This is a genomic window from Vagococcus sp. JNUCC 83 (assembly GCF_053667615.1).
The window spans coordinates 622,387-645,471 of sequence record NZ_CM132204.1 but is presented as its reverse complement, the minus strand read 5'-3'; the positions used below and the strand labels follow the sequence as shown (position 1 = coordinate 645,471).

At 28.1% G+C, this 23,085-nt stretch carries 18 protein-coding genes and 1 pseudogene; 1 reads left to right on the top strand and 18 read right to left on the bottom strand.

All coding sequences use genetic code 11. The annotated features are described in order from the left end of the window. Window positions 1-71: 71 nt before the first annotated feature. The 11 genes and pseudogenes from nagB to JNUCC83_RS02960 all read right to left on the bottom strand — a co-directional run bounded on the left by nagB (window position 72) and on the right by JNUCC83_RS02960 (window position 11,950). A complete protein-coding gene (gene nagB, locus JNUCC83_RS03010; protein WP_454460760.1) occupies window positions 72-773 on the bottom strand; it encodes a glucosamine-6-phosphate deaminase in 702 nt (233 codons plus the stop codon). A gap of 39 nt (window positions 774-812) precedes the next feature. Further along, complete coding sequence (locus tag JNUCC83_RS03005) at window positions 813-1,148, bottom strand: hypothetical protein (RefSeq protein WP_454460759.1); 336 nt, start codon at window positions 1,146-1,148, stop codon at window positions 813-815. Between the two features lie 145 nt (window positions 1,149-1,293). Continuing rightward, complete coding sequence (locus JNUCC83_RS03000) at window positions 1,294-1,494, bottom strand: hypothetical protein (protein ID WP_454460758.1); 201 nt, start codon at window positions 1,492-1,494, stop codon at window positions 1,294-1,296. Between the two features lie 184 nt (window positions 1,495-1,678). Next, complete coding sequence (locus JNUCC83_RS02995) at window positions 1,679-3,619, bottom strand: cation:proton antiporter (RefSeq protein ID WP_454460757.1); 1,941 nt, start codon at window positions 3,617-3,619, stop codon at window positions 1,679-1,681. 419 nt (window positions 3,620-4,038) lie between these two features. Further along, window positions 4,039-4,191 (bottom strand): annotated as a pseudogene (locus tag JNUCC83_RS02990) (metal-sulfur cluster assembly factor); the annotation flags it as partial. Window positions 4,192-4,347: 156 nt separating this feature from the next. Continuing rightward, window positions 4,348-5,709: a hypothetical protein gene (locus JNUCC83_RS02985; protein ID WP_454460756.1), complete on the bottom strand. Its 1,362-nt coding sequence runs from the start codon at window positions 5,707-5,709 to the stop codon at window positions 4,348-4,350. Beyond that, entirely contained in the window at window positions 5,702-7,447 is a 1,746-nt protein-coding gene (locus JNUCC83_RS02980) for an AAA family ATPase (RefSeq protein ID WP_079344796.1), read from the bottom strand. The genes JNUCC83_RS02985 and JNUCC83_RS02980 overlap by 8 nt, the downstream gene beginning before the upstream one ends. Then, window positions 7,444-8,019 (bottom strand): hypothetical protein, encoded by a 576-nt coding sequence (locus JNUCC83_RS02975; RefSeq protein ID WP_454460755.1) that lies wholly within the window; start codon window positions 8,017-8,019, stop codon window positions 7,444-7,446. Before JNUCC83_RS02975 ends, JNUCC83_RS02980 begins: the two co-directional genes overlap by 4 nt. Before the next feature lie 14 nt (window positions 8,020-8,033). Then, complete coding sequence (locus JNUCC83_RS02970) at window positions 8,034-8,348, bottom strand: nucleotide pyrophosphohydrolase (RefSeq protein ID WP_079344800.1); 315 nt, start codon at window positions 8,346-8,348, stop codon at window positions 8,034-8,036. 12 nt (window positions 8,349-8,360) lie between these two features. Beyond that, entirely contained in the window at window positions 8,361-10,025 is a 1,665-nt protein-coding gene (locus JNUCC83_RS02965; RefSeq protein WP_079344802.1) for a DUF2075 domain-containing protein, read from the bottom strand. A 17-nt stretch (window positions 10,026-10,042) separates the two neighbouring features. Beyond that, on the bottom strand, window positions 10,043-11,950 hold the full coding sequence (locus JNUCC83_RS02960; protein WP_454460754.1) for a DNA/RNA helicase domain-containing protein: 1,908 nt from the start codon (window positions 11,948-11,950) through the stop codon (window positions 10,043-10,045). A 185-nt stretch (window positions 11,951-12,135) separates the two neighbouring features. On the opposite strand from JNUCC83_RS02960, the gene JNUCC83_RS02955 reads away from it, so the two are divergent. Next, on the top strand, window positions 12,136-13,131 hold the full coding sequence (locus tag JNUCC83_RS02955; RefSeq protein WP_454460753.1) for a hypothetical protein: 996 nt from the start codon (window positions 12,136-12,138) through the stop codon (window positions 13,129-13,131). A 224-nt stretch (window positions 13,132-13,355) separates the two neighbouring features. Here JNUCC83_RS02955 and JNUCC83_RS02950 read toward each other — a convergent pair whose 3' ends face one another. The 7 genes from JNUCC83_RS02950 to JNUCC83_RS02920 all read right to left on the bottom strand — a co-directional run bounded on the left by JNUCC83_RS02950 (window position 13,356) and on the right by JNUCC83_RS02920 (window position 23,038). Then, window positions 13,356-14,597 (bottom strand): IS256 family transposase, encoded by a 1,242-nt coding sequence (locus JNUCC83_RS02950; RefSeq protein ID WP_454459153.1) that lies wholly within the window; start codon window positions 14,595-14,597, stop codon window positions 13,356-13,358. A gap of 119 nt (window positions 14,598-14,716) precedes the next feature. Next, the gene (locus JNUCC83_RS02945) at window positions 14,717-15,262 is read right to left on the bottom strand and encodes a hypothetical protein (protein ID WP_454460752.1); all 546 of its coding nucleotides are present in this window, start codon (window positions 15,260-15,262) and stop codon (window positions 14,717-14,719) included. After that, on the bottom strand, window positions 15,259-15,936 hold the full coding sequence (locus JNUCC83_RS02940; RefSeq protein ID WP_454460751.1) for a DUF6998 domain-containing protein: 678 nt from the start codon (window positions 15,934-15,936) through the stop codon (window positions 15,259-15,261). Before JNUCC83_RS02940 ends, JNUCC83_RS02945 begins: the two co-directional genes overlap by 4 nt. Before the next feature lie 273 nt (window positions 15,937-16,209). Continuing rightward, a complete protein-coding gene (locus tag JNUCC83_RS02935) occupies window positions 16,210-17,394 on the bottom strand; it encodes a DUF3800 domain-containing protein (protein WP_454460750.1) in 1,185 nt (394 codons plus the stop codon). A gap of 58 nt (window positions 17,395-17,452) precedes the next feature. Continuing rightward, the gene (locus JNUCC83_RS02930) at window positions 17,453-19,237 is read right to left on the bottom strand and encodes a hypothetical protein (RefSeq protein WP_454460749.1); all 1,785 of its coding nucleotides are present in this window, start codon (window positions 19,235-19,237) and stop codon (window positions 17,453-17,455) included. Between the two features lie 23 nt (window positions 19,238-19,260). After that, window positions 19,261-22,443: an AAA domain-containing protein gene (locus tag JNUCC83_RS02925; protein ID WP_454460748.1), complete on the bottom strand. Its 3,183-nt coding sequence runs from the start codon at window positions 22,441-22,443 to the stop codon at window positions 19,261-19,263. A gap of 1 nt (window position 22,444) precedes the next feature. Next, window positions 22,445-23,038, bottom strand: coding sequence for a recombinase family protein (locus tag JNUCC83_RS02920; protein WP_454460747.1), 594 nt, complete (start codon window positions 23,036-23,038; stop codon window positions 22,445-22,447). Between the last annotated feature and the right edge of the window lie 47 nt (window positions 23,039-23,085).

Sequence of the window (23,085 nt, the reverse complement as noted above, 5' to 3'; positions counted from 1 at the left end):
TTATAAACTATTTTTATAAAAAAAACCTATTTTTTTAAAGAATTTTCTCCTTTAAAAAAACAGATCTTCCTTTATAGTTTACTTGCTGCTTCTTCATCAACAATAATAGTCACATCTGGGTGAACTTGCAAAGCAGATGCAGGAACTAGCTCTGATATGGGCCCACTAACTGTTTTTTTGATTGCTTCAGCTTTTTTTGGCCCATATGCTAGTAAAATAATTTTATTTGCTTGCATAATTGAACCAATCCCCATCGAATAAGCTTTAGTTGGTACATCAGATATGTTGGCAAAGTTACGACTATTAGCTTCTATTGTTGATTCTGTTAAATTCACTTCGCTTGTTTTTCCGTCAAATGAAGAACCAGGTTCATTAAATCCTATATGTCCATTTTCACCAATTCCTAAAATTTGAATATCAATTGGATGTGTATCGAGGATAGCATCATAACGTTCGCATTCTTCTTTAGCATTTTTGGCTAATCCATTTGGTAAGAATGATTCTTTAAATGGCTTTTTACTAAATAAATGTTCCTTCATAAAATAGTGATAACTTTGTGGGTCTTCAGGGCTCAAACCAACGTATTCATCTAAATTAACTGAAGTTAATTGACTAAAATCAAGATCACTTTCTATCATTTTTTCATATAGTGTTTCAGGTGTACTACCTGTTGCTAGACCCAAAGTATTTATTCCCTTATCCATGCCTTCTTTAATCAAATTAAATGCAGCCTCTGCTCCTTCAATTTGATTTTGAACTTTAATGATTTTCATATCTATCCCTCCAATAATGGTATAGTCCAATTATACTATTTAAGTTTTCTTTTGACAAGATAAGTTTATTATCAATATTTTAGAATAAAAATTTAATCCATAAAACGACATGTCTTCTTTACCAGTTTTTCGGTAACCATGAACTAAAATAGCCCATTTATTCGAGTTTTCTTGTAAAAACTCCCTTACATAAAGCTTTCCTCTATCTGTTTTTAGATAAGTATCCTCATAGTTACCCGAATCCCAAAACTCATATCCTAAGTTTTTTTGATTTTTTTCAATAATGTCATACTTGGTTTTTGTTGTTGTAAAATTAGAGACAAAAACAGTCAAAAATATGAAAATAACGATTATTAGAAATACCCATGTCATCATCTAGCACTCCTCATCTATTTAACATTTTTCTTTCTAAATAAATAGTAGCACATTCTAATTGACTCCCCTAATACAAACATATGTTATTTAGTAAAATAAATGTAAAAAATCATCTTACTTTCTACAAAGTAAGATGATAGTGACCTTAATAACTATACTGTCCAAATCCATCCATGTATCTCATAGCTTGCTTTTGAACTAATTCTATATATATGTCTTCTGCTTCTTCTAAACTAGCACAATTAATCGTAATTTTTTTTCCTTGTTTAATTAACTTATCTTGGACTAATTTTAAAGCAACTTGTTTATTTAATGTTTTTGATAATTCTCTATAATCATTTTCCATCTCTCTTCAACCTTTCTTAAAATAATGACTCACAACCACTGTTCTATTATATTTTATCATGTGACTACTGAACATTTATAATATTTTTATAAAAATATAACGTTTAAAAAACTAATTAATACATAAAAACTATAAAAAAACAAAGTATCTTAAATAGACACTTTGTTTATCGATGATTCTCTTTTTAAGCAATAAATTGAACACTGCTTTCAATTGCTGAAAGATTTTCTCTGTATATGTTTAGCTCTTGACGATTCATCTTGCCGTTTTCAAAAGCACTTTGAATGTAATCACGTTCTAACTGAATAGCATAATCCAACCAATCATCAAGTGTCTCTTCACCTCTATCATCAACTAAAGAAACGGTCTTCTCATAACGCGTTAAATAAAAATCAATTAATTCAGGCGGAAACTGTTTACTATCTAGTTGACTGAGCTGTTCAATAACATAATCACGATTGCTTTCTTTTAATAGTCGTCTTAATTCAACTCGTCGATCAAAACTCGTTAATCGCATACCTAAAAATTTAAGATGCGTTCCAATAATGTTTTTATAAAATGCATTTTTACTATACTCTGGTTTACGAGTTAAGCGAAACAAGCGTCTATCCAATACTTCTAATCGTCTAAATACCATTTGTAAACTCACTTTGCCTGATTCAACAAGATTTAATGTATCCTTTAATTGCCATAAAAGAACAAGCTCCATTAACTCTTTATTTTTTTCACTAAATTCTTCATGATTAACCAAAGAAACGATACGCTCGTTATACATTTGAATTACTTTACGAATAGCCACTGAGTTTTGTTCTGTTTGTTTGCGTTTCAGTTGTTCAGTAACACGTCTTAAAATTTGAACTTCAATTTCTGTATTCGTTTCGATAGAATCATCTACTTTTTTATCCGCTAATAAAGGCATAGTAAAATTGGCTAATAATAAAGTCACAATAATAACTCCTGCAGCTATACTAATTAATAATTCACGCTCAATAAACGTTTCTCCAGTGCTTAATACTGTTGGTAAACTTAGCGCACTGACTAAAGTGATTGTTCCTCGAACACCTGATACTGTATAAAGCAACGATTTTTTGATATCACGCTTCCCTTTAATCCCATCAAAATTATTGCATATCAACACACATATCAAACGAATTCCTAATAATACAGTTGTCACAATTAAGACGTATCCTAGAATAGTCCAGTTGTTTATTTGATTATTCTTCCATACATAAGTAGCTAATTCAGGTAATTGAGTCCCTAATAAAACAAACACTAAACCATTTAAACTAAAGCTAAAAATAGACCACGTATTTTTTGACAAGATATTTAACTGAGCAACTTCTGGATTAATTTTTTTATAATTCCAGGAATATATTAATCCTGCACTCACAACAGCTAAAATACCGTTGACTTCTAACGTTTCAGCTGTTAGGAAAACAATAAAAGGGAGTAATAACTCAAATAATATATAGGAAACATTATTTTCTATCCCTAGAGACTTCATCCAACGAATGAACCATAAGCCAAATAATCCAAGGACAATCCCAACTAATACACCACCAACTGATATTAAAACAAAACTAACTTCAGCATCTACCATCGAAAAAACACCTGTGAGTAAAGCAGCTGAAGCAAATTGAAATGAAACCAAACCAGATGCATCATTTATTAACGATTCCCCTTCAAGTGTATGCAACATTCTGTGTGGAATTTTTACTTTTTCTGCCAGCGCGCCGACTGCTACAGCATCTGTTGGTGCTAGCGCCGCTGCTAACGCAAAACAAGCAGCCCATGGAGCCAAGGGAACGATAATATGTATAACATAACCTAAAACTCCCACTGTAACAAAAACTAAAACAATCGACAATGTTAACACTGCTTTTTTTTCTTTCCATAACGCTTTTTTATCCACCATCTGTCCTTCATTAAATAATAAAGGTGCTAAAAAAACTAACATAAATAATTCTGATTCTAACTCAAATGAATGCACAAAAGATAGCAAAGCTATAACAAAACCAAGTACAACTTGTATTAGTGGTATAGCTATATTAGGTAAAAATCGACTGATAATATTTGATAACAATACCATCAATAACATTATTAAAATACCTTCAAATAATTGCATATAACCCCTCACTACTTCTATTCAATTTTAAACATAGTTTTATAATATGTTTATTGTTTCTATCTGTCAAATATCTATAAAAAGCATTAACTTTTTTTATATTTTACAATTTCCTACGAATTCAAGTAAACCTTTTGTTACTAAAACATTAATAATCAAAATTTTTCAATATTTGTATTTTCTCTATAAGATTCTTTATGATGTAATAAATTTTATTAAATAGAATAAAAGACTTTCTCTACATTCTATAAATGTAGAGAAAGTCTTTCTTCTATATAATATAACTGTTGCCTCTGAGTACCCACCTAACTATCTGTAATTCAGAAAGTGGCTGAGATACCTGAGTAACTGTTAAAATATTCTATTCTATACTGTTTAGATTACTGATAAAAATCTGTTAAAACACTGTCACACCAGTCTTATCTTATCCCTAAAGAAATTCTGGCATATCTACTCATACGATCAGTCGTCCACGCAGGATACCAAACTAATTTTACTTCTAATTTTTTGATTTCATCTATATCACTTAATGCATCGTGAATTTGTTCTGTGATAACGTCTGCTAATGGACATTGATATATCAACATTTCTATGACAAAAAGTTAATAAAAAATCTTTCATTAACTTATTATTTACTTATTCATTTTACCACGGAAAAAGTGAATATTCTAGCTAAATTAGGCTTGGACTACATACTAGGAAGAGTATTAATTTGTCATTTTGGTTTGTTATCCACTATAAAAATCAGTATATTCTATATTATCAGAGTTTTCTGGATTTCCTAATTGATCAAAAAGAATATCTCGTTGTAATTTTCCAAGTAATCTATTTTTATCTTCTAATTCCATAAAATCCATAAGTGATGGATTTATTGCATCAAAATCATTTAAATCAGACAGTAAACTATTTATAAAACTATTCATACTTTTAGTATGATTTACTTTATAATAAATTTCTTCATTTAAATGATTTTTAAAATAATTATACCTTTCATTCAAATGAAAAGAATTTAAAAATTTTATTAATCTTTCACGATATTCAAAGTACTCAGAAACATGAATTTTAATCTCATAATTACTTGATTTACCAAGTAATTCATCTACCCCTTTTTTTGATTTAATATAAAAATGGTATTCATCTTGTATAGACTCTGTAAATAAATTAATTACGTTTGATAACTTTACTTCGTTATCTCCTTTAATAGAACTGTTACATTGACTACATGATGGAATTAAATTAAAAATGGATACCGATAGAAACGGATAAACACTTTTAGGAAATAAATGGTCAATTTGAGGTCTTACTTTCCCCTTTTTTTCCCCTTTTTCTTTAAAATAGGTATAAATAAATTGAGAATTACAATAAGGACATACAATCGTATCTAAAAAGAGAGTATAGAGATAAACATTCCAATATTTCAAAACGGTTTTTTCAAATTTTTTATCTTTGAACAGTATAGAAATGTCCTTCAAATCATGAAATGTATTTTCAATCTCCTGAAATTTCGTATACCTAATTTCTCGTGTAAACCTTTCTTTATATAAATCTAAAAATACTTTTTCAAATGTAGGTAAAAATTTAAATATTGAAAATTTCTTTTTGAGATTATCTTTTCCTTTTTTCTTTTTTAAATTCTTATTTAATTCTGCTCTATAAATCCTATAACTTGTTATTTCACAAAACAAAGCATTATCTAAACTTGATAACTTATCAAGTTTAAATAGATACTCTCCAAAATCTTCCTCTAATTTTAAAAGTTCATAATAATTTGACTCATCTAACAAATTAATACTTAATCTAATCATTTTTTTTAAAATAATAGTATCTTCTAGAAGTTCTATTTGCTTCTTAATCAAATCTTCTCTTCTAAAATCTTTCTTACTCAGTTTTTTCGATATTATTATTTGATTCATTTCATTTAATATTTCGAAAAAAGTACCTTCAGCATTTGTCATTTTTGTCATATCAATAACAAAACTATTCTCGGATGAAATTTCCAGAATCATATCAGTATATTTTTTTTTAATTTCTTTAGTGAAAAACTTTTTATGAACGTCAACAACTTCTTTTGGCATTACAATATTAATCATTATTTTTGTCCCTATCTTTTAATATCTGAATTTGTTTCTCGATTTTCTCTTTCTCCTCTTGTAACCTGTTAAGCTTACTTTGTCTATTTTCTGCCTTAACCATTAAATTCTTCATTGAATACTTCAAAGACTTTCGAATGACTACTTCTCCAATTTCGTTGATTATACCTTCCAACTCTTTTGATCTTTTAGTCGTTATAACTCCATCATTTATTTCTTTTATTATTTCTTTTATTTTATTTGAACTAAATTCTCCCATTAACCCATTTTCTAAAAAAAAACTTTCAGACATCAGCTCATTTAAATTACCACCGAATGTGTTTATACTATTAGGTAGCATGTCATTCTTACTTAGAAAATTTACATCCATATTTCTTATATCTGACAAAATAAGAGGAGAGTGAGTAGTTAAAATAATCTGAAAATCTAAAGAAGTACTATAATGAGTATTGAGGAACATAAACAATGAGTTCATAAATTTTCTTTGCCATTCAGGGTGTAACGTTACATCAATTTCATCTAGTAAAATTAAGACGTTACTTTGAGTAATGTCTTTAGTACCCTCATAAATATTTGAGAAAATACTTAATAATGAATTTTCTCCTGAACTAATAGCTTTCCATTTTTTTTCTAAGAAAAAGAAAATATCTTCACTTAGTTTTTCTTCGTTTAACTTCGTCAATTCAACATCTTCCAATTCTACTAATTCCGAGATATCAAACTGTAAGAAGTTGTTATCTAATTGAATTGATGTTTTTTCTAAATTTTTTAAAAAGAGTTTTTGTTTTAATAACTGTAACTCTTTTTCCTCATTATCATAGAAATATGTTTTATTAAAATAATCAACAATCGATTTCCTAGTGACTTTTTTTACTAGCGTTTTCTCTGGTTTGAGAACATTGTATCCAAGAAAGGAAGCTAAAGAATCTCTAAAAACCAGGTGATTCTTCACGTTATCTTGGTAAAGATAATTACAAACAAATTGTTTATTAATATCAAAAAAAATACTAGGACTATTAAAATCGTGTTTAGTTAAATTACTAACTTCTTCCATTATTTTTTTATATATTATACTATTCGATTTAAAATAGTCATTATAAGCTTCATCTACTGAAGGTTTAAATAAATTTATTCTGCTGTCAAGTTCAAATTTTTTTACAATACCATTATCAAAATTTTTCTCTAAATCTTTAAAAATAAACTCCATTTGTTTACTCATTAAATTATTCCGATAAGTCTCTAGATTAGTATTTTCTAATATTGTAGTCACTGAAAAGTCACTAAATGAATTTTCTTTTTCAATTAAAAAATAATTATTATACTCCAAATTATTAGAAAGAAATATAATCTTTGTATCCTCAAGTGGATTAACATAATTACCATATTGTATCTCTATACCTTCTTCACAAATAAAGTCAAGCTGTAAGTTAATAGAAGACCAATAAAATAATTTTTTATTTATTTCAATAATAAAAACAAAATTCATATCGTAAAAATTCTTATTTGAATAATTGACTAACTTTGTTAATAATCTTGTCTTACCACTTCCGTTTCTTCCCACACACACCGAAAGTGACTTTATTTTATTCTCATAAAACTTCTCTATATGTCTAGCGTTTTTTTTTATACTTATTTCATAAATATCAATATCTTTTTTTTCAATACTTACTATGTATCTAGAATCAAAAGAATATTTATCAATTTTGTCAGAAAATTCAATAATTGAAATTACTTTCATAAATTATCCTCCAATTTATCAAATTTTTCAGGATTTAAAAAATAATAAATAGGAAAAGATTCCCAAAAATTTATTAGACGTTTTTCATCTAACTTAAATAATCCTCGATAAATATATCGTTTTCCGTATCCATTAATCAAACTCATTTCATTTGTTGAAATTTTTATTTGCCTAACATCCTTCAAAGTAAAAACTAATCCCCAACTCAAATCTTTATGATTACTATTATTATTCCAAAAATTTTTATTCAACATTTCAGCTTCTTCTCTCTCAAATTTATTGGATATTTTTGCCATGTAAACAAAGCCCATTCCATTTTTGGTAAAAAATATCAAATCGTCAGTCTTCATTTCACTCCACACACTTCTCATTCCTTCTGTTGTTCCCCAAAATGATACTTCAGAAACTGATGAAACTTTATACTTATTTATTAATTTTTCTTCATTGTCCTTAAAATAATCTTTTGCTTTTTCAAAAGTTTCATTACTATATTTAATATTAACAGTATCTGTTATCATTTCATTATCTCCCATTGGGCAGAAAAAAACAGATGGATATGTATCGGTAATCATTTTTTCCTCAACTCCTAATTCTTTTTCCCCTTACTCTTCTCAACAGTATACTTCTCACCATTCTTCTTAATTTTATTCCTAATAATAGCCTCAACACTTAATCCTAAGTCATCTGCTAGCATCAATGAATAAATCATCACATCGGCTATTTCATCTTTTATATTTTCTAAATCATCCGCAATTGCTTCTTCGCTTGTTTTCCATTGAAAGTTCTCAAGTAGTTCTGATGCTTCTAAAGAAACTGATAAAGCTAAATCTTTAGCGTTATGGAATTGTCTCCAGTCTCTTTCATCTCTAAACTCATTAATTTCTTTTATTAAATCGTCCATCCTAAATTCCTCCTACAAACCTACTCGTTCTTTGAATAGTTTCTCTACACTTTTATCTTCAAAGTAAACGGCACATCCATCAATTCCTCTTGAGAGTAATACATAATAAATATTTAATATGTACTCTGTTAACTCTGATAGGCTAAATTCCTCTTTCAGCGGAGTTCCACCAATATCTTTATAATTTTCAGGTACAGCTACAATCTGTCCATTCTCTACGGTAATATCGCTACCTATGATAACGCCAGAATAATTTAAATCATAACCTTGAATAGCATGAATCGAGCCTATTTCTTTTTCTGAATTTGGTTTCTTTACCCAATCTTCATAAGTCGAGTTCCATCTCTTTTGAATACCATCTTCATTCCAATCAAATGGTAATTCTTCTGCTTTCTTACCTTTGTTCTCTTTCTTTCCAGTATTGGATGCCCATTCCCTACAATAACCAGCAATCACTCTATTTGTTGTTTTAGGATAAGCATGTGAGTGGTCATCTACATAATCAATTACTTCTTTAAAAGTATCTACGATTTTAAAATAATCATCTTCAAAGACTTTTGAATTGAAATTTTTATCATCACTTAATTGGAAGCCGTATAAAATTCCTTTTAAAAAATCCTCTCCTGAAAAATCTCCATTTCCGCCAATTCTAAATTGTTGCATTAACAATAATTTTTTATAATCTTTTGTAAGTTTTCTGATTTCTGAAGGTCTAATGTTTTGAGGTTTAATTCCTTGATATGGGTCATACAGTAAAACCAAACCATCTGTTAATTCTTCAAGGAGTGTAATTTCTTCATCTCCTTCATTGAGATGCCTTCTTGCATTCGGATGTCCTTTACGATAATGTTGTTTCAATTTATGAGCTTCATCTACAATGATTACATCAAATCTCTTATCATTGTTCCTTGCGTCTACTATAAGTTGTGAACCTGTTTTAACAGTTAATCTACCATTCAATCCGATTGATTTAAATATCAAGTTAAACTGTCTTGTTAGGTTACCAGTAGTTATTAAGCCTATTCTTAAATCAGGGTTTTTCTCAGCTAAAGAAAATGCTAAGTTTGTAAACAGCACAGATTTACCTGAGCCTGCTGGAGCCTCTATTAAATATTTTTTGGCTACATCTTTTTCAATTTCATCACAAATTAGTTTTTGTTTAGGTGATAACTGTTTAAATGGTGAATACTTAAATAGTAAACTCTCTCTTAATTCCTCAATATTAGGATTATGAATTAATCCTAATTGATGTAATTCATTACCCCATAGTTTATAAAATACTTCAGTTAAGATTTCTTCTTTGTTTTTATAGACCAATTCAGTTTGACCATTGTTTCCATTAGCAAATATAAATTTTGTTACATCTGATTCAGCAATCATATAGTTTAATAACAATGACTCCAAATCAAGAATCGATGACTTATCAAATAGATTGGAATAAATAACTAAGCAGTTTGTATACTCTTTGTAATCTACTTTAGGATTTAATTCTCCTAAATGCTCATTATGTCTTCTAGTAAAACCATTTGTTTCACCAACGTATATTTTTTTCTTCTTAAGGTTATAGTAAACATAAGTAACTGGGTTATTCTCCAAAACATTTGTTTGAAGTTTTTCAAATTTATCTACTATTTCTCCATTTTTTAGTGTTAAATTGATAACTCTGTAACTCGACATTTTCTTCACTCCATCTATTAATTTAAAAACTCCATTACTTTTTCTTTTGTTTCATTATCTTTAAACCAAATATAAATTCCTTTTCTTGCTCGTGTCATTAATACTCGATACGTATTTAAAATGAGTTCTTTTACTTCTTCTGGATTTCCAAATTTAGCAATAAAAGTATTTAATTTATATTCTCTACCATTTCGATTAACCACCCAATACTTATTATTTTTATCAAAATATTTCAATTGACCTCCATATTTTTGAACTATTTCTCTAATAAAAATGATATCCTGACTTTTATTCAAATTAACAATCCAATCATTTTTTTCTAACGACCAAGATAAATCTTCCCAAAAAATATACCCAACATAGTCAAAATCCAGTCCTTGGGCTGTGTAGATACAACCAATCCTATCTTTATGGTGTTTCCCTATCTCAGAATACCATTCAAATTGTTCGTTCTTTGGGTTCCAAGGTTTAGTAAAATTTTCTTCTAGAATTTGTACATCATTATTTCTTATATTCCTTGTCCATTCCCAACAAAATGGAGCAAACCATTGAGCCTTTTCGTTATTATTTACATGATTATCTAATAATAAATCAATATCATTTAGTTTATTTATCACTTGTATATCGTAACCATCTATTTTGGTATATTCTTTCATAACTGGACTCAAGGAGAATAAATCATTAATTCTATCTACATAACTACTTTCATACATAGACCTTTTTTGAATGGATAAGTATTCTTGATGTAACTCGATATTTAATGGACTTTTTTCAACATAATCATAAAAATTTTGTCTAAGCCCTTCCTCATTAATTCTAACTCTCTGTCTGTCGTCCTGAAGCACAATGACAAATTTCACTTTATTTTCGTTATAAAGTTTATCTAAAACCTTATTCAATTCTGGAAGTCTATGCGCTTCATCAATAATAACTAAATCAAACTGTCCTCTTAATCCATTAACATAAGGAATATCGTTTTCTGTATGTCCGTTAATAATGGCATTGAGTATTTTACTTGTAACAGTAAAAACTACTTGTTTAGATTTCGTTATATCAATAAAAAGTTTGAGTAAGTATAAACCTAAATAAGTTTTACCTGTTCCACAATCCCCACTAATAATAATTAATTGTTTGTCTTTACTTTCCCTAAATAGTTTTGAAACTCTAACAGAAACATCTCTCTGTTCATCTAATAAAGGACTGATTTCCTGTGAATTTAGAGCTTTAGCTAAGTTTTCGTATCCTTGTTTCTCCATAGAATATTGACCAGTAACAATTAAATTTGTAATTTCACCTGATTCTCTATTATCAAAAGTAGTACGTAATAACTCGATTAATCTATTTTCTTCTCCTAACACAAAACAATTTTCTCGTTTCGAGTTATAAATATCATATTGATTGCTGAATAATTCACCTTTATTTTTAAAGTTATGTAAATATTGTACCTCTAAAATATCGACTTGATTATCACCTAAATTTGAATGATTACATTTCAAATGATTTCTATACGTATGTGTTTGGGCAATAGGGTGACTACGAATACTTGATTCTTCTTCAACTTTATTTAATTTTATAAACGTATTAGACTCAGTAAATTCTGTATCTATTGACTGCCATTGCTTTAATTCAATAATCATAGCTGTTGGTCTATTAGTTAGTTTATTATATCCAACTAATAACGCATCAATTCTTGAATTTAAAGGAGTTTCATATTCCATGATTAAATCTAACTCTGTTAAACCAGCTTGATTAATCAACTTAATCAAAATAGGTAAAGAGTTTTTCCAAGACAGAACTTCGTTATCATTGAACTCTATTTCGCTATCTTCATCGAATGACTGAAATTTATCTAACATTTTCTCTACTAACTCATCACTAGACATCCTAGTTAAATTAGAAACTCTATCGTAAAAAAACAACACCATAATCACCACTTTTTTATAATTATAATAACAATTGTATCATATTAATATTCAAATATTAGGATAATTTTTAAACAAATAAACTCCTAAAAACGTCAGAGTATTTTATTTAGTTTTTATCTTTAATTTTCTATAAATTATCTTAGACTTTGATATAATAGATAAAAAAGGGGAATGGAGAAAAGAAATTGAGCAATTCGAATACTAAATTAACCAGAAGTTTAAAAAACGATAGGTCTAATAAAGAGTTACTTCGTACAGAAATAAATAATGCCACTGACCCAAATGTCAGACTGGAATTAACTAAAATGGTGTTAGAAATTGAAAAAGAAGAAAAGAAGAAAAAATTCATTAAATGGCTAAGTATTATTAGTATTTTAGTAATTATTCTTCTAACTCTTTTATATTTAGGGAATAACTCTTCTAAAGAACCAACTGTTGAAAAGATAACTGAATCAACATCAACTACAAGTCAGCAAGTTAGTAATAGTGATACATCAACTTCTGTTTTAAAAGAAACAAATTTGTCAGATGAAGAATTAAAAAGATGGGTTATGGCTATCTTAGACTTAACAACTCCACCACCAACTAAATATATTTTAACTGTAAAGATTGATGAAACAGATAATTTAGCTTATATCCATGTTGGAGTAGACCAACTTGATGGTGCTGGGACATTTAGAGTAAATGCTAAGGGGCAATTAGAATATATGCCATATATGGGGAAATACAGTGGTGTTGATGAATGGATTTTAATGTCTGATAAATATATGGATACTACTATCGCTGAAGAATACTATAAAGAACAAGCAAAAAAACAAGCTAAAGCAAATGACGATTTAAATAAAATAAAGAGTCATCTTATTGGAAATAAATATGTTATCAAACCTATTCTTTATGATGGAATGGATTCTGAACAAGCAATGGATGAGAACAAAGCACCACAAAGTTTAATACATGATGGAGTTCAAATTGTTTCTTTTAAAGATGATACTAATGTTCATATAGAATTGGCTGGAACATATAGACCTGATTATGATGAAACTTACTCATTGTCCCCAGATACTATTAATTTTAAAGACTACTATATCCCATATAAATATAATGATGGAAATTTGTCATTTGATACATGGACAACTGATATAGATGGACATACTATAACTTGGACTATAACACCACAATAACGCAAAAAAACTCAGTAGACTTAGAAAAATTCTACTGAGTTTTAGGGTTTGTCAAGTTAAGTGTGTAAGTAATTTTAAATAATAATAGAACGACAATTTGACAATGAGTCGTCCTGTGATAATCTTCGAGGATAAGAGGGCATTTTTAATAAAGCTCTTGTCCCGATAAAAATTCACAGGACGAGAGACTCGTTGTCAAATTATATATATCCAACCTATTTTGATTAGTACCGATTATATTTTTCAACTCGTTTTGAAAAAGAATCATTAACAGTTAATTGATTAAGCACCATAGCCCAATTGTGAACGTGTCCACCTTCCCATTTACTTTGAAGTTCTTTTACTCGAAGATATAGCAGCTTAAGAAGGGCATTCTCATTAGGGAAAGCGCCTTTTTTAGTTACCTTACGGAAACTTGAATGAACACTCTCTACAGCATTTGTTGTGTACATTATTTTTCGAATAGCTGATCCATAATCAAATAGTTGTTCAACATGTTGAAAATTTCTTTTCCAAACATCAACAGCTCCTGGATAAATAGCCCACTTTGTTTGAAAGGTATCAAAAGCTGTTTGAGCAGCCTTTAAAGAAGAAGCGCTGTAAAAAGACTTCATATCCTTACAAACTTCTTTATAACTCTTACTTGGTACATAGCGAAGGGCATTTCTAACTAAATGAACTAAACAACGTTGAACCACAACGCCTGGGAAAATAGCTTTAGCACCATTTTCAAGTCCTGATACGCCGTCCATTGAAATAAATAGAATATCTTCAACTCCACGCTCTTTAATCTCATCAAAAATCTGCATCCATCTGTTTTTTGATTCTGTTTGATTTAACCAAAGGCCTAAAATTTCTTTATTTCCTTTTAAATCATAGCCAAGAATTGTATACACTGCACATTCTTTCACTTCATAATTTTCTCTTAGAGTGACATACATACAATCAACAAACAAGAAGGCATAGCATTTGGCCAGAGGTCTGATTTGCCATTCCTCAAGTTCTGATAATATTTGATCTGTGATATCCGACACCATGTCATGAGAAATAGTAAAGCCATAAATATCTTCAATTGTCGAGGCAATATCTCGTTGACTCATGCCTTTGGCATACATAGAAAGAACTTTACTTTCAATACTTGAAACGTCTTTGCTTCTTTTAGGAATAATTTCTGGTTCAAAAGAAGCATCTCTATCTCTTGGAACCTGAATGTCTAATTCACCGAAACTTGTTTTTAACTTTTTATTTCCATATCCATTCCGTCTGTTTTGAGTTTCTTTTTCTTGTCTTGACTGATTCTCATAACCTAAATGATTATCTAATTCTCCACGTAGCATAGCTTCAAACATCGGTCCAAAAACATCTTTTAAAGCTTCTTGCATATCTTCAACCGATTCTGGTTGATAGATGTCAATAATTGATTGAGCTAACTTCGCTGATTTTTGGTCTCTTTTCTTTTTAGCCACAGCTTCTCACTCCTTTAATCTATTGTAAAAAAAGAAAAACCGCGAAGCAACCCACTACCTAGGATGGTAGGTTACTTACACAGTTTATATTACACTCTCGAGTTTTATTTTTTTTGAATCTATTTACTCAAAATTATCTCTCCACTTTGAGCTGTAATTATTATCTCGCCATCTTCTCTATCAAATATACTTACAGGTTTACCACTTGTTAAATTACTTGTTTCAATGGCTTTATTTAGAAATTGTTGATAGTAATCTTCGTTTCCTTGACCAGATATATAAATCTGTAAATTTTGAACTGTCGCAGCCATTAGCGGTATTAGATTAACTGTACTTCCATCATCTACAATATAACATCCTAAGTATTGAGAATTTGCTTGAATTGGGTCATTAATGTCTAAATCTTGATAATAGATTGTTCCTAAGTTAACCATTTCATTTTGTACTGTTGTACTTTTGGATTCTGACTCTAATCTAGACGAACTTGTATCTGTTACAACTGATTCTGTGCTTGAATAATTTATATCAGAACTTGTAATTTCGAATGTACTTGAAGTAATTTGAGTTTCCTTTGATTCCTCTACTCTCTTTTTTGAGTTGCTACTGCATGCTGATAGATTAACAAATAATAAGAAAAATAAGCAGACCTTTAGTTTTGCTTTCATAAATCCTCCTTAACCAATTGGCGAATTACGTCATTCCCGAGTACCCTAGTTGTTTTTAAATTACCATTTCCATTATTAATATCCACACCTATTTCTTTTGCTATTTCTCTAAGAACAGGTTTAACAATAGGAACTTCATTCCCTTCACGAATAACCCTAATTGTTCCACTTTCTAATTTTTGAACTGTATAATTCTTGTACTCTGTTTCTTGCATAACAATTGACCTTATTTCTATTGTAGAATTTTTAAGCACTTTGCTCTGAGATATAGATTTGTCTCTACCATCTTTAGTATCAATCATTAATTTTTTTGCTTCATTAATAAGTCCATCGTAAATAATTTGAACTTCCAAATCTTCAACATTCACATAAACTAATACTATTCTGTCAACTTTTGTTAGAGTTTTACTATTAAATCTAAATTGATGACTTCCACTTTTTCTAGTTGTAGCTTTAACACTAATACGTTCCCCAGACTCAGAAACAACATCATAACCTTCTTGATTTGTTTCCGTAGCCATTTGACCATTCGTCATAATTGCTGTGTATAGCTCTCCAATACGACCAGTAATAAATCTTAACTCCCCAGCATTAGTTCCCCCATTACTTTCTTGTTCTAACCAATCTAATAATTTTGATAGTGAATGAATCATATCTTTTTGTGTTATTGACATTCTATCACTCCTATTTTTTCTAATTTTATAAATTAGTATTTCAATTGTACCATTCTTTAAACTGGCAAATGATAATAAAAAAGCTCTCACAAAATTAATTGTAAGAGCGATTTATTATTCACGTAAATTGTGTCTGTATTTAGCAATACGGTCAGTACGGACTTTTCTTTTATTTGAAGAAAATCATATCACATAAAGCTTTATATATCAACATTCTTAAAAATAGATTGTTATGTACTACTAACTAGGATGCACATTGTAGTTAGCAATATCTTACCTTAGTTCATTCTCAACTCTTTCCAGCTTACTTAAAAACATATAATAATCATTATTAATAATTTCTATGTCCTCTTCTTTCGAAGTAATTCTTTTATAAATATCTAAAGAATTTAAAAAGTTTACTTCCATTTCATTAGACATAATAAAACTCCAGATTTCAACAGGATTATTTTTTTCATCAAAATATAACTTATGTAATTCAATTAATTTATTCCAAAAATTTTTCTGATTTATATTTATATCTTCTCGCATCCTCCACTTTTTAAGAGAATGGTTTACAAAACCAATCAACAAATCTGACATTTGCAATAATAATTCATCTAAAGAAGTTTGCATTTCTAAAGAATCAAGCATAAAATAATTTCCTAACATAGGGTTACCGTTAATCATTTTAATACTGTTGGGTACTCCCCCAAAGAATTGTTCAAATTCAATAAAAATTTGCTTATATCCTCTTAACTCATCATGAATTATAGAAATTTTAGAATCTAATATATTATTTGCAAATAAGTTTAATTTTGAAAATAAAGTATGGAGGTATGGCTCTGTTAATGTAAGTTTTGTCTTGTCTTTGCCAAAATTAGATACACTTTCAAATTCATCTACTAGTTTTAATAACCCATCGTCAGGTATCCCTTCTAATGATGCAGAAACTTCTTCAAAATTAGATTCTTTAAATAAAGTTATCAGTTTATCATTTATATTCCTTATTTCATCAAGACTAATAGTTCCATTTTTTATTAAGTACAAAAAATCCTCCATTAACTGATAATTATCATTTTCCATAATACAATTTGCTAAAGCCCTTTTAATAGGATGTGGATGAGTTAATCTAACATTAACATTAGGATTGTACGCATAATCAAAGAAAGATTCTACAATTTTAGCAGCTACCATAAATTTTTTTTCTGTTATTATAAAAAAAGGAACACACTTTTTTTCAACCATATAATTTAATAAAAACAAAGCATTTTCTGCTCCTTTTACACTTTTAAACATTTTAGATGATTTAAATTCTGGACCTTGTTGTTTTTTTAATTCTGCAGAAATATATTTTTCAATCTCATCTCTACTACTATCTTCAACAATCCATCCACCATATACAAAATTTTTTTGTATATCATCCAACCAATTTGTTCCAGTATTTCCACTTTCATCAATAAAATAAGAAAAACTCATTTTCTCACTCCTAAATAATGTTTTGAAAAATAAAATAAAAATCTTATAAAGTAAAGGTTTATTGTGTTCTTTCAATATCTATTGTTTTTTCTAAAGAATCTAATAATTCAGTTAATAACAATTTTTGTAAATATTGAAAGCAATCTTCCAACACATAAGGGAAATAAGAATTAAAATCTTGTCTCGAATATTCATAATAGTATTTTTTAAAATGATTATTGAGTTCTGTATGTCCAAAGTAATTTCTGTAAACCCTTATTCGATTCAATGATTTATATAACTCTGGATATTGTTTTTCAAATTCTTTTTCAAAATACTTTCTTTTAAACTGCTCCGATTTCTTTTTAAATTGTTCAACAAATGTTTTAGAAATATTAAAGACAAATGTTTTAAAACTCTCAGAATCTGTACAAACTTTAGAGTCTAATATTAGATTTTTATCATATAGATCTGGCATAGATTCACTGGTCCATCCCAATCCCTTTTCATCGAAAATCTCGTCTAAAGTATCAATTTTTTTAAATATTTCTTTTAAAAGATTACTAATTTCCAACTGAGAATAAATATTTATATCATTGAATCTTTGTTTAGAACAATCAACTATTTCAGTGTATTTTTCAAATGCTTCTCTCTCATTCAAATATAAATTTTCTCTTGTTACTAAATATTCTTTTTGACTCAAATTTGAAGGTATCTCACATGCTATATATTCTTTCATTAAATATTTATAATCGTCACAAATTAATGTTCTAGGAATAAAATCATTTAGGGAATATATGTTAAAATGCTCAAATTCTTTCGCAAGTTTAGTCAGTCTGTATATTTGTCTTGATTGTGACTCCAACGGATAACCTGTTCCCGATATAAAAATATTAATGGGTAGTTTAGAATTGTTTACTTTTTCTTCGATTGTTGCTAATAGTTCGTTTGATATATTATCACATTCAAGCATAGGTAAAATGAAAATAATATTAACCTTCGCACTACTTATCAATGTAACTTCATTTTCATCTGATATTGGGTAGTCACTAATATTCTCAAAACTAGTATTTCTTTGGATATTTTGAAATATATTATCAACTGTATACATATCTGTAAGAGAAGTATACAGTCTTTTTTCCTTATGTTCTGTATTATTAATAAATTCTTCTATTTTCTCATTTCTACTAGATTTGTCATAAACTAAAGTTCGTAGTTGATTATTTGTATCTAAAATCAAAATAGATTTAACTTTTAAGTAAACTGTTTCTTTACCTGCTACTTTCAAAATTTCAACTAATTTTTTTTCTTCGGTATTAAAAAGGTTCATTTCAATCTCATTTCTTCTTTCATAAATATCTACTACATTTTTTAGATTAACTTTCTCTTCAACATCAATTGCACTGTTCTCAATAAAAGGAACAAATATTGATTGTTTTCTTATATCCTTTGCACTACTAAATTGATTAGAGTCTTTATAAATCAATTCTCCTGTTATTTTGTTAACAAGAATATTAATATTACCTTTTTTCAATGAAGAAATTTTTTGTGAATTTATATAGTTTTTTCCTTTATCCGTAATCGAATCATTAAAATAGTCAATATATCCTTCACTAGATAATCTGGATATAATAGCAATCACTAAATTTGTTTCAATTCCCAAATTATTGGATATTTTCTCTTCGTCTTTTTCAATTTGATACATTCTAATTACAGCATCAATAATGCTTGGTAATTTTTCCTCATGATTAAAGTAACAAGAAACTTTTAACTGAGCTATAGGTATAGCAATCTCTCTTTCAGAGATTATTTTAACATTCGGAAATTCATTATTTATTAATTTTACTAACTCTTTATCAAGCAAATTAGTTACTCCTTACTATAATGTTAATTTATCTGACAATTTTCTGGATTTCTATTAATATAGTTCAAAAGTCTTGAGAAAGGATTTTTATTTCTATTCCCATATTGAGCTACTTCTGTATTACCAACAATAAAAAGTTGCTCTTTAGCTCTCGATAATGCGACGTTCAACCTTCTTTCATCCTTCAAAAAACCAATAGTTCTTTTTTTATTACTTCTAACAATACTATAAAAAATTATATCCTTCTCTGAACCTTGAAATGAATCAACATTATTTACATCTATCTCTAAATTTTTTAGTTCCTCTCTTTGCTCCTTTATATTACTTGTTATCAATTCAGTCTGAGCACCATATCCTGAAATAATTCCTACTGTATATTTTCTATCTAACTTTTCAGCAATATCATTTAACCTTATTAATTCCGTAACAATTACGTTTGATTCAGTATAATTTAAATACGATGTTGATTGTTTATATTCATTTGATTTTTCAAGCATCCCTGTATCTACCCAAGTAACTGGCTTAAAATATCTTTCTAATAAATATTCATTACTAGTTGTAAAACTTTCAATTTCTTCTTCAACATAATAAAGTTCATTTATCATTTCTGATATTGCAGGGTGCATACGAAATTGAGTAGTTAATGTACATTTAACATCTGAAGTCATTTTGTTATATAAATTTTCAAAAAGACTTTCTTCTAACTTTTCTTTATTCTCTATATATTCATCTGACTCTGAATTAATAACTGGAGGTAGCTGTTTATGGTCGCCTACTAGTATTGCTTTTTTTCCTTTGACTAATGGTATTAATAATTCAGGGGCAGTTGCTCTAGCTGCTTCATCAATAATAACCCAATCAAACATTAATTCATTAACATTTCCTGAAGCAATTCCAGTACATGTTGATGCGACAAGAAAAACATCTTCAACTGCATGTAAATTAAACTCTTCTTTGAAATAAAGACTTCTATACCAATCTTTTAATATATATGTTAACTTTGCTAATTTTAAATTCTCATTCTCTAATAAATTTTCTAATAAATTTCTGTCAGTTACTAAATCATCAGACAAGATATTATAAACTTCTTCTCTTTTTGTTTCAGAATTTATTTTCTGATTCAATTCATTTTCAGTTACATATACCAATGATTTTTCTTTTACATTTTTTACCCATCTATTAGTATGATTTTCTAGCATTAATTCTTCATTTTTTATAGAAATTTTTTCTTCCATTCCCATCCTTAAAATCATTTGTTCAACGCTAGCATTTTTAGGAATGCAGTCTTCTAAAACTTTTTGAATATTATTTATTGCATGGTCAACAGCTACATGTGACGGCGATACAAATAATATTTTACTATTCCTATTCATTAAATAAATCTGAGAAACTATTTCTGTTATAATTGTTGTTTTTCCTGTTCCTGGAGGTCCTTGAATTAAAAAGATGTCATTTGTAGATAGAGCTTTTTCAACAATTTTTTTAGTACTTTCTAAAAATTTTTTGTTAACAGTTTGTTTTATTTCTATATTTTCAGATAATGAAATTTTATTTGGTTCATTTAAAAGATTGAGAAGGTTTTTATTTACAGAGCTTTTTACTACGAGGTCTTTTATTGCATTACTATAACGATTTGTGACAATTGAATCTAAATAAGTATTTACTCCAATTACGCCTCTCTGATTATATCTTTCCATATCAAAGTTTGGAATCGGACGTACTATAATTATTTTTTCTTCATAATAATCATAAAAGTCTCCAACTACTTCTTTCTTTCCATTCTTTGTTGTTATTTGAATTTTATCAGTTTCTTCAAAATTTAATTTACTTTTAGTAATAATGTGTAGAAAGTTACCTGACTCATCAAAATCAATTCCAGTATATACTCCTAGTTCACCTTTTTTAAAAGCAATATCTTTTTTATAATTCAAATAGTTATTCCAAATTTTCAATTGAGAATTTAAATTATTTTTTTGTTTCTTTATCTCATTAACTTTCTTTAATTCCTTTTCAATTTCTTCTAACATATAATTCAAGTATTCAGTTTCAGTTCTATAAGAAAAATCTTTATCATTGATATGAATATTTATTTTAGCTTTTATTTTTATTCCCTTTTTTTGTTCATAATCTATTTTATCGATTGGAATATTTTTTACTCCTACTAAAACAAATTCTTCTTTACTAGAATTAATTTTAACATCATAACTAACTCTATCTCCAATCAAGTATATCTTATTAGAACTTCCTTTATAAAGATTACATTTCCTTATCGATTCAGAAACAAATTTTGCTGTTAGAGCATCTGATAGACCATCTATTTTAGATAAATTATATAAATCTCGAGTTATAGCTTTAGTAACAATAATATTTAATTCAAATATTTCATGCTCTAAGTTTTCTTTTACTCTTAATAATGTTTCCAATACTTTATCACAAGATAATGGTCTTTTTTCTATATCATCTTGTGTCATTTGATAAATCATACTTTTTATCTCTTTATTAGTATTTAGAGAACCAATTTCAAATCCTAAATTACTTTTGTCGGTGGGTGGTTCTTCTCCACTAAATAAAAATATGAATAAACATCCCAGTGAGTAAATATCACTTTTTTCAGTATATTCTCCCCTAGATATTTGCTCAGGAGAGGCATAATTTATAGTCATATAATCCTTTAACGTAACAGATTGCTTTTCTAAAAATATCGATTTAACTTTACTAATTCCAAAATCAATTATTTTAATCATATCATTATCTAAATTAAACATAATATTTTGAGGCTTTAAATCTCTATGAACAATATTCATCTCATGACAAGCAATCAATCCTTCTGTAATTTCAATAGCCATAGAGATTTTTTTTCTTTCACTAAATTCTTTATTTTTTTTAACAAACTCTAGTAAAGTTTCACTATTATGTAAAAACTCCATCACTATATAAAAATAATCATCCATAGTTCCTGACTCATAAAATCCTACTACAAATGGACTCTCGATAGCCCTGAGAGCCTTCTCTTCTCTAGCAAATATCTCATTAAGTACTAAGCGTTCTTTGTCATCCATTTTGTTTACATTAAAAACTTTCATTGCATATCTCTTATTGTCTAAAATATTCTTTACTTCATAAACATTTATATTACTTGCTTGTCCTCTATAAATCACATCAATAATTTCATAACTTTTATTTATTATATCTCCAATTTCAATCATACTACTCTCCTTTGATTCTATAAATCGTATTTCTAGACACATCTAACTCTTTTGAAATCTGAGTTATTGGAACATCTTTTTCCAACATCTCTACGATCTTTTCATACGTTACACGTTTCTGCTTATCAGCTGAATCAGCACTATAAGCCAAAGGACGACCTTTATATTTACCTTTTTCTTTCGCCAACTCAATACCTTGTCTTTGCCTTTCACGTATCTGTTTACGCTCATTTTCAGCCGTATACTTAAACAACTCAATGATTAGATTATTTAGTAATCGTCTCAAGTTATCGTCCTGTATACCGTTCAGAGATGGCAAATTAAGGATTTCAAGTGTTGCGCCTTTGTCTTGTATCTGATTCATGATACTAGTTATTTCTTTATTATTTCGACCTAATCTGTCTAATTCCGACACAACTATTATATCATCTTCTCTAATATAGTTAAGCATCTCTTTTAATTGTGGACGATTATTATCTTTACCGCTTAATTTATCTGAAAAAATCTTTTTAACTTCTGCATTCTCTAATAATTCAAATTGTCTTTCTAAGTTTTGTTCTTTGGATGAGACTCTAGCATACCCGATTTTTGTCATGGTAATCCTCCCTAGTGTGATTTATATATAATGAACATGTATATTGA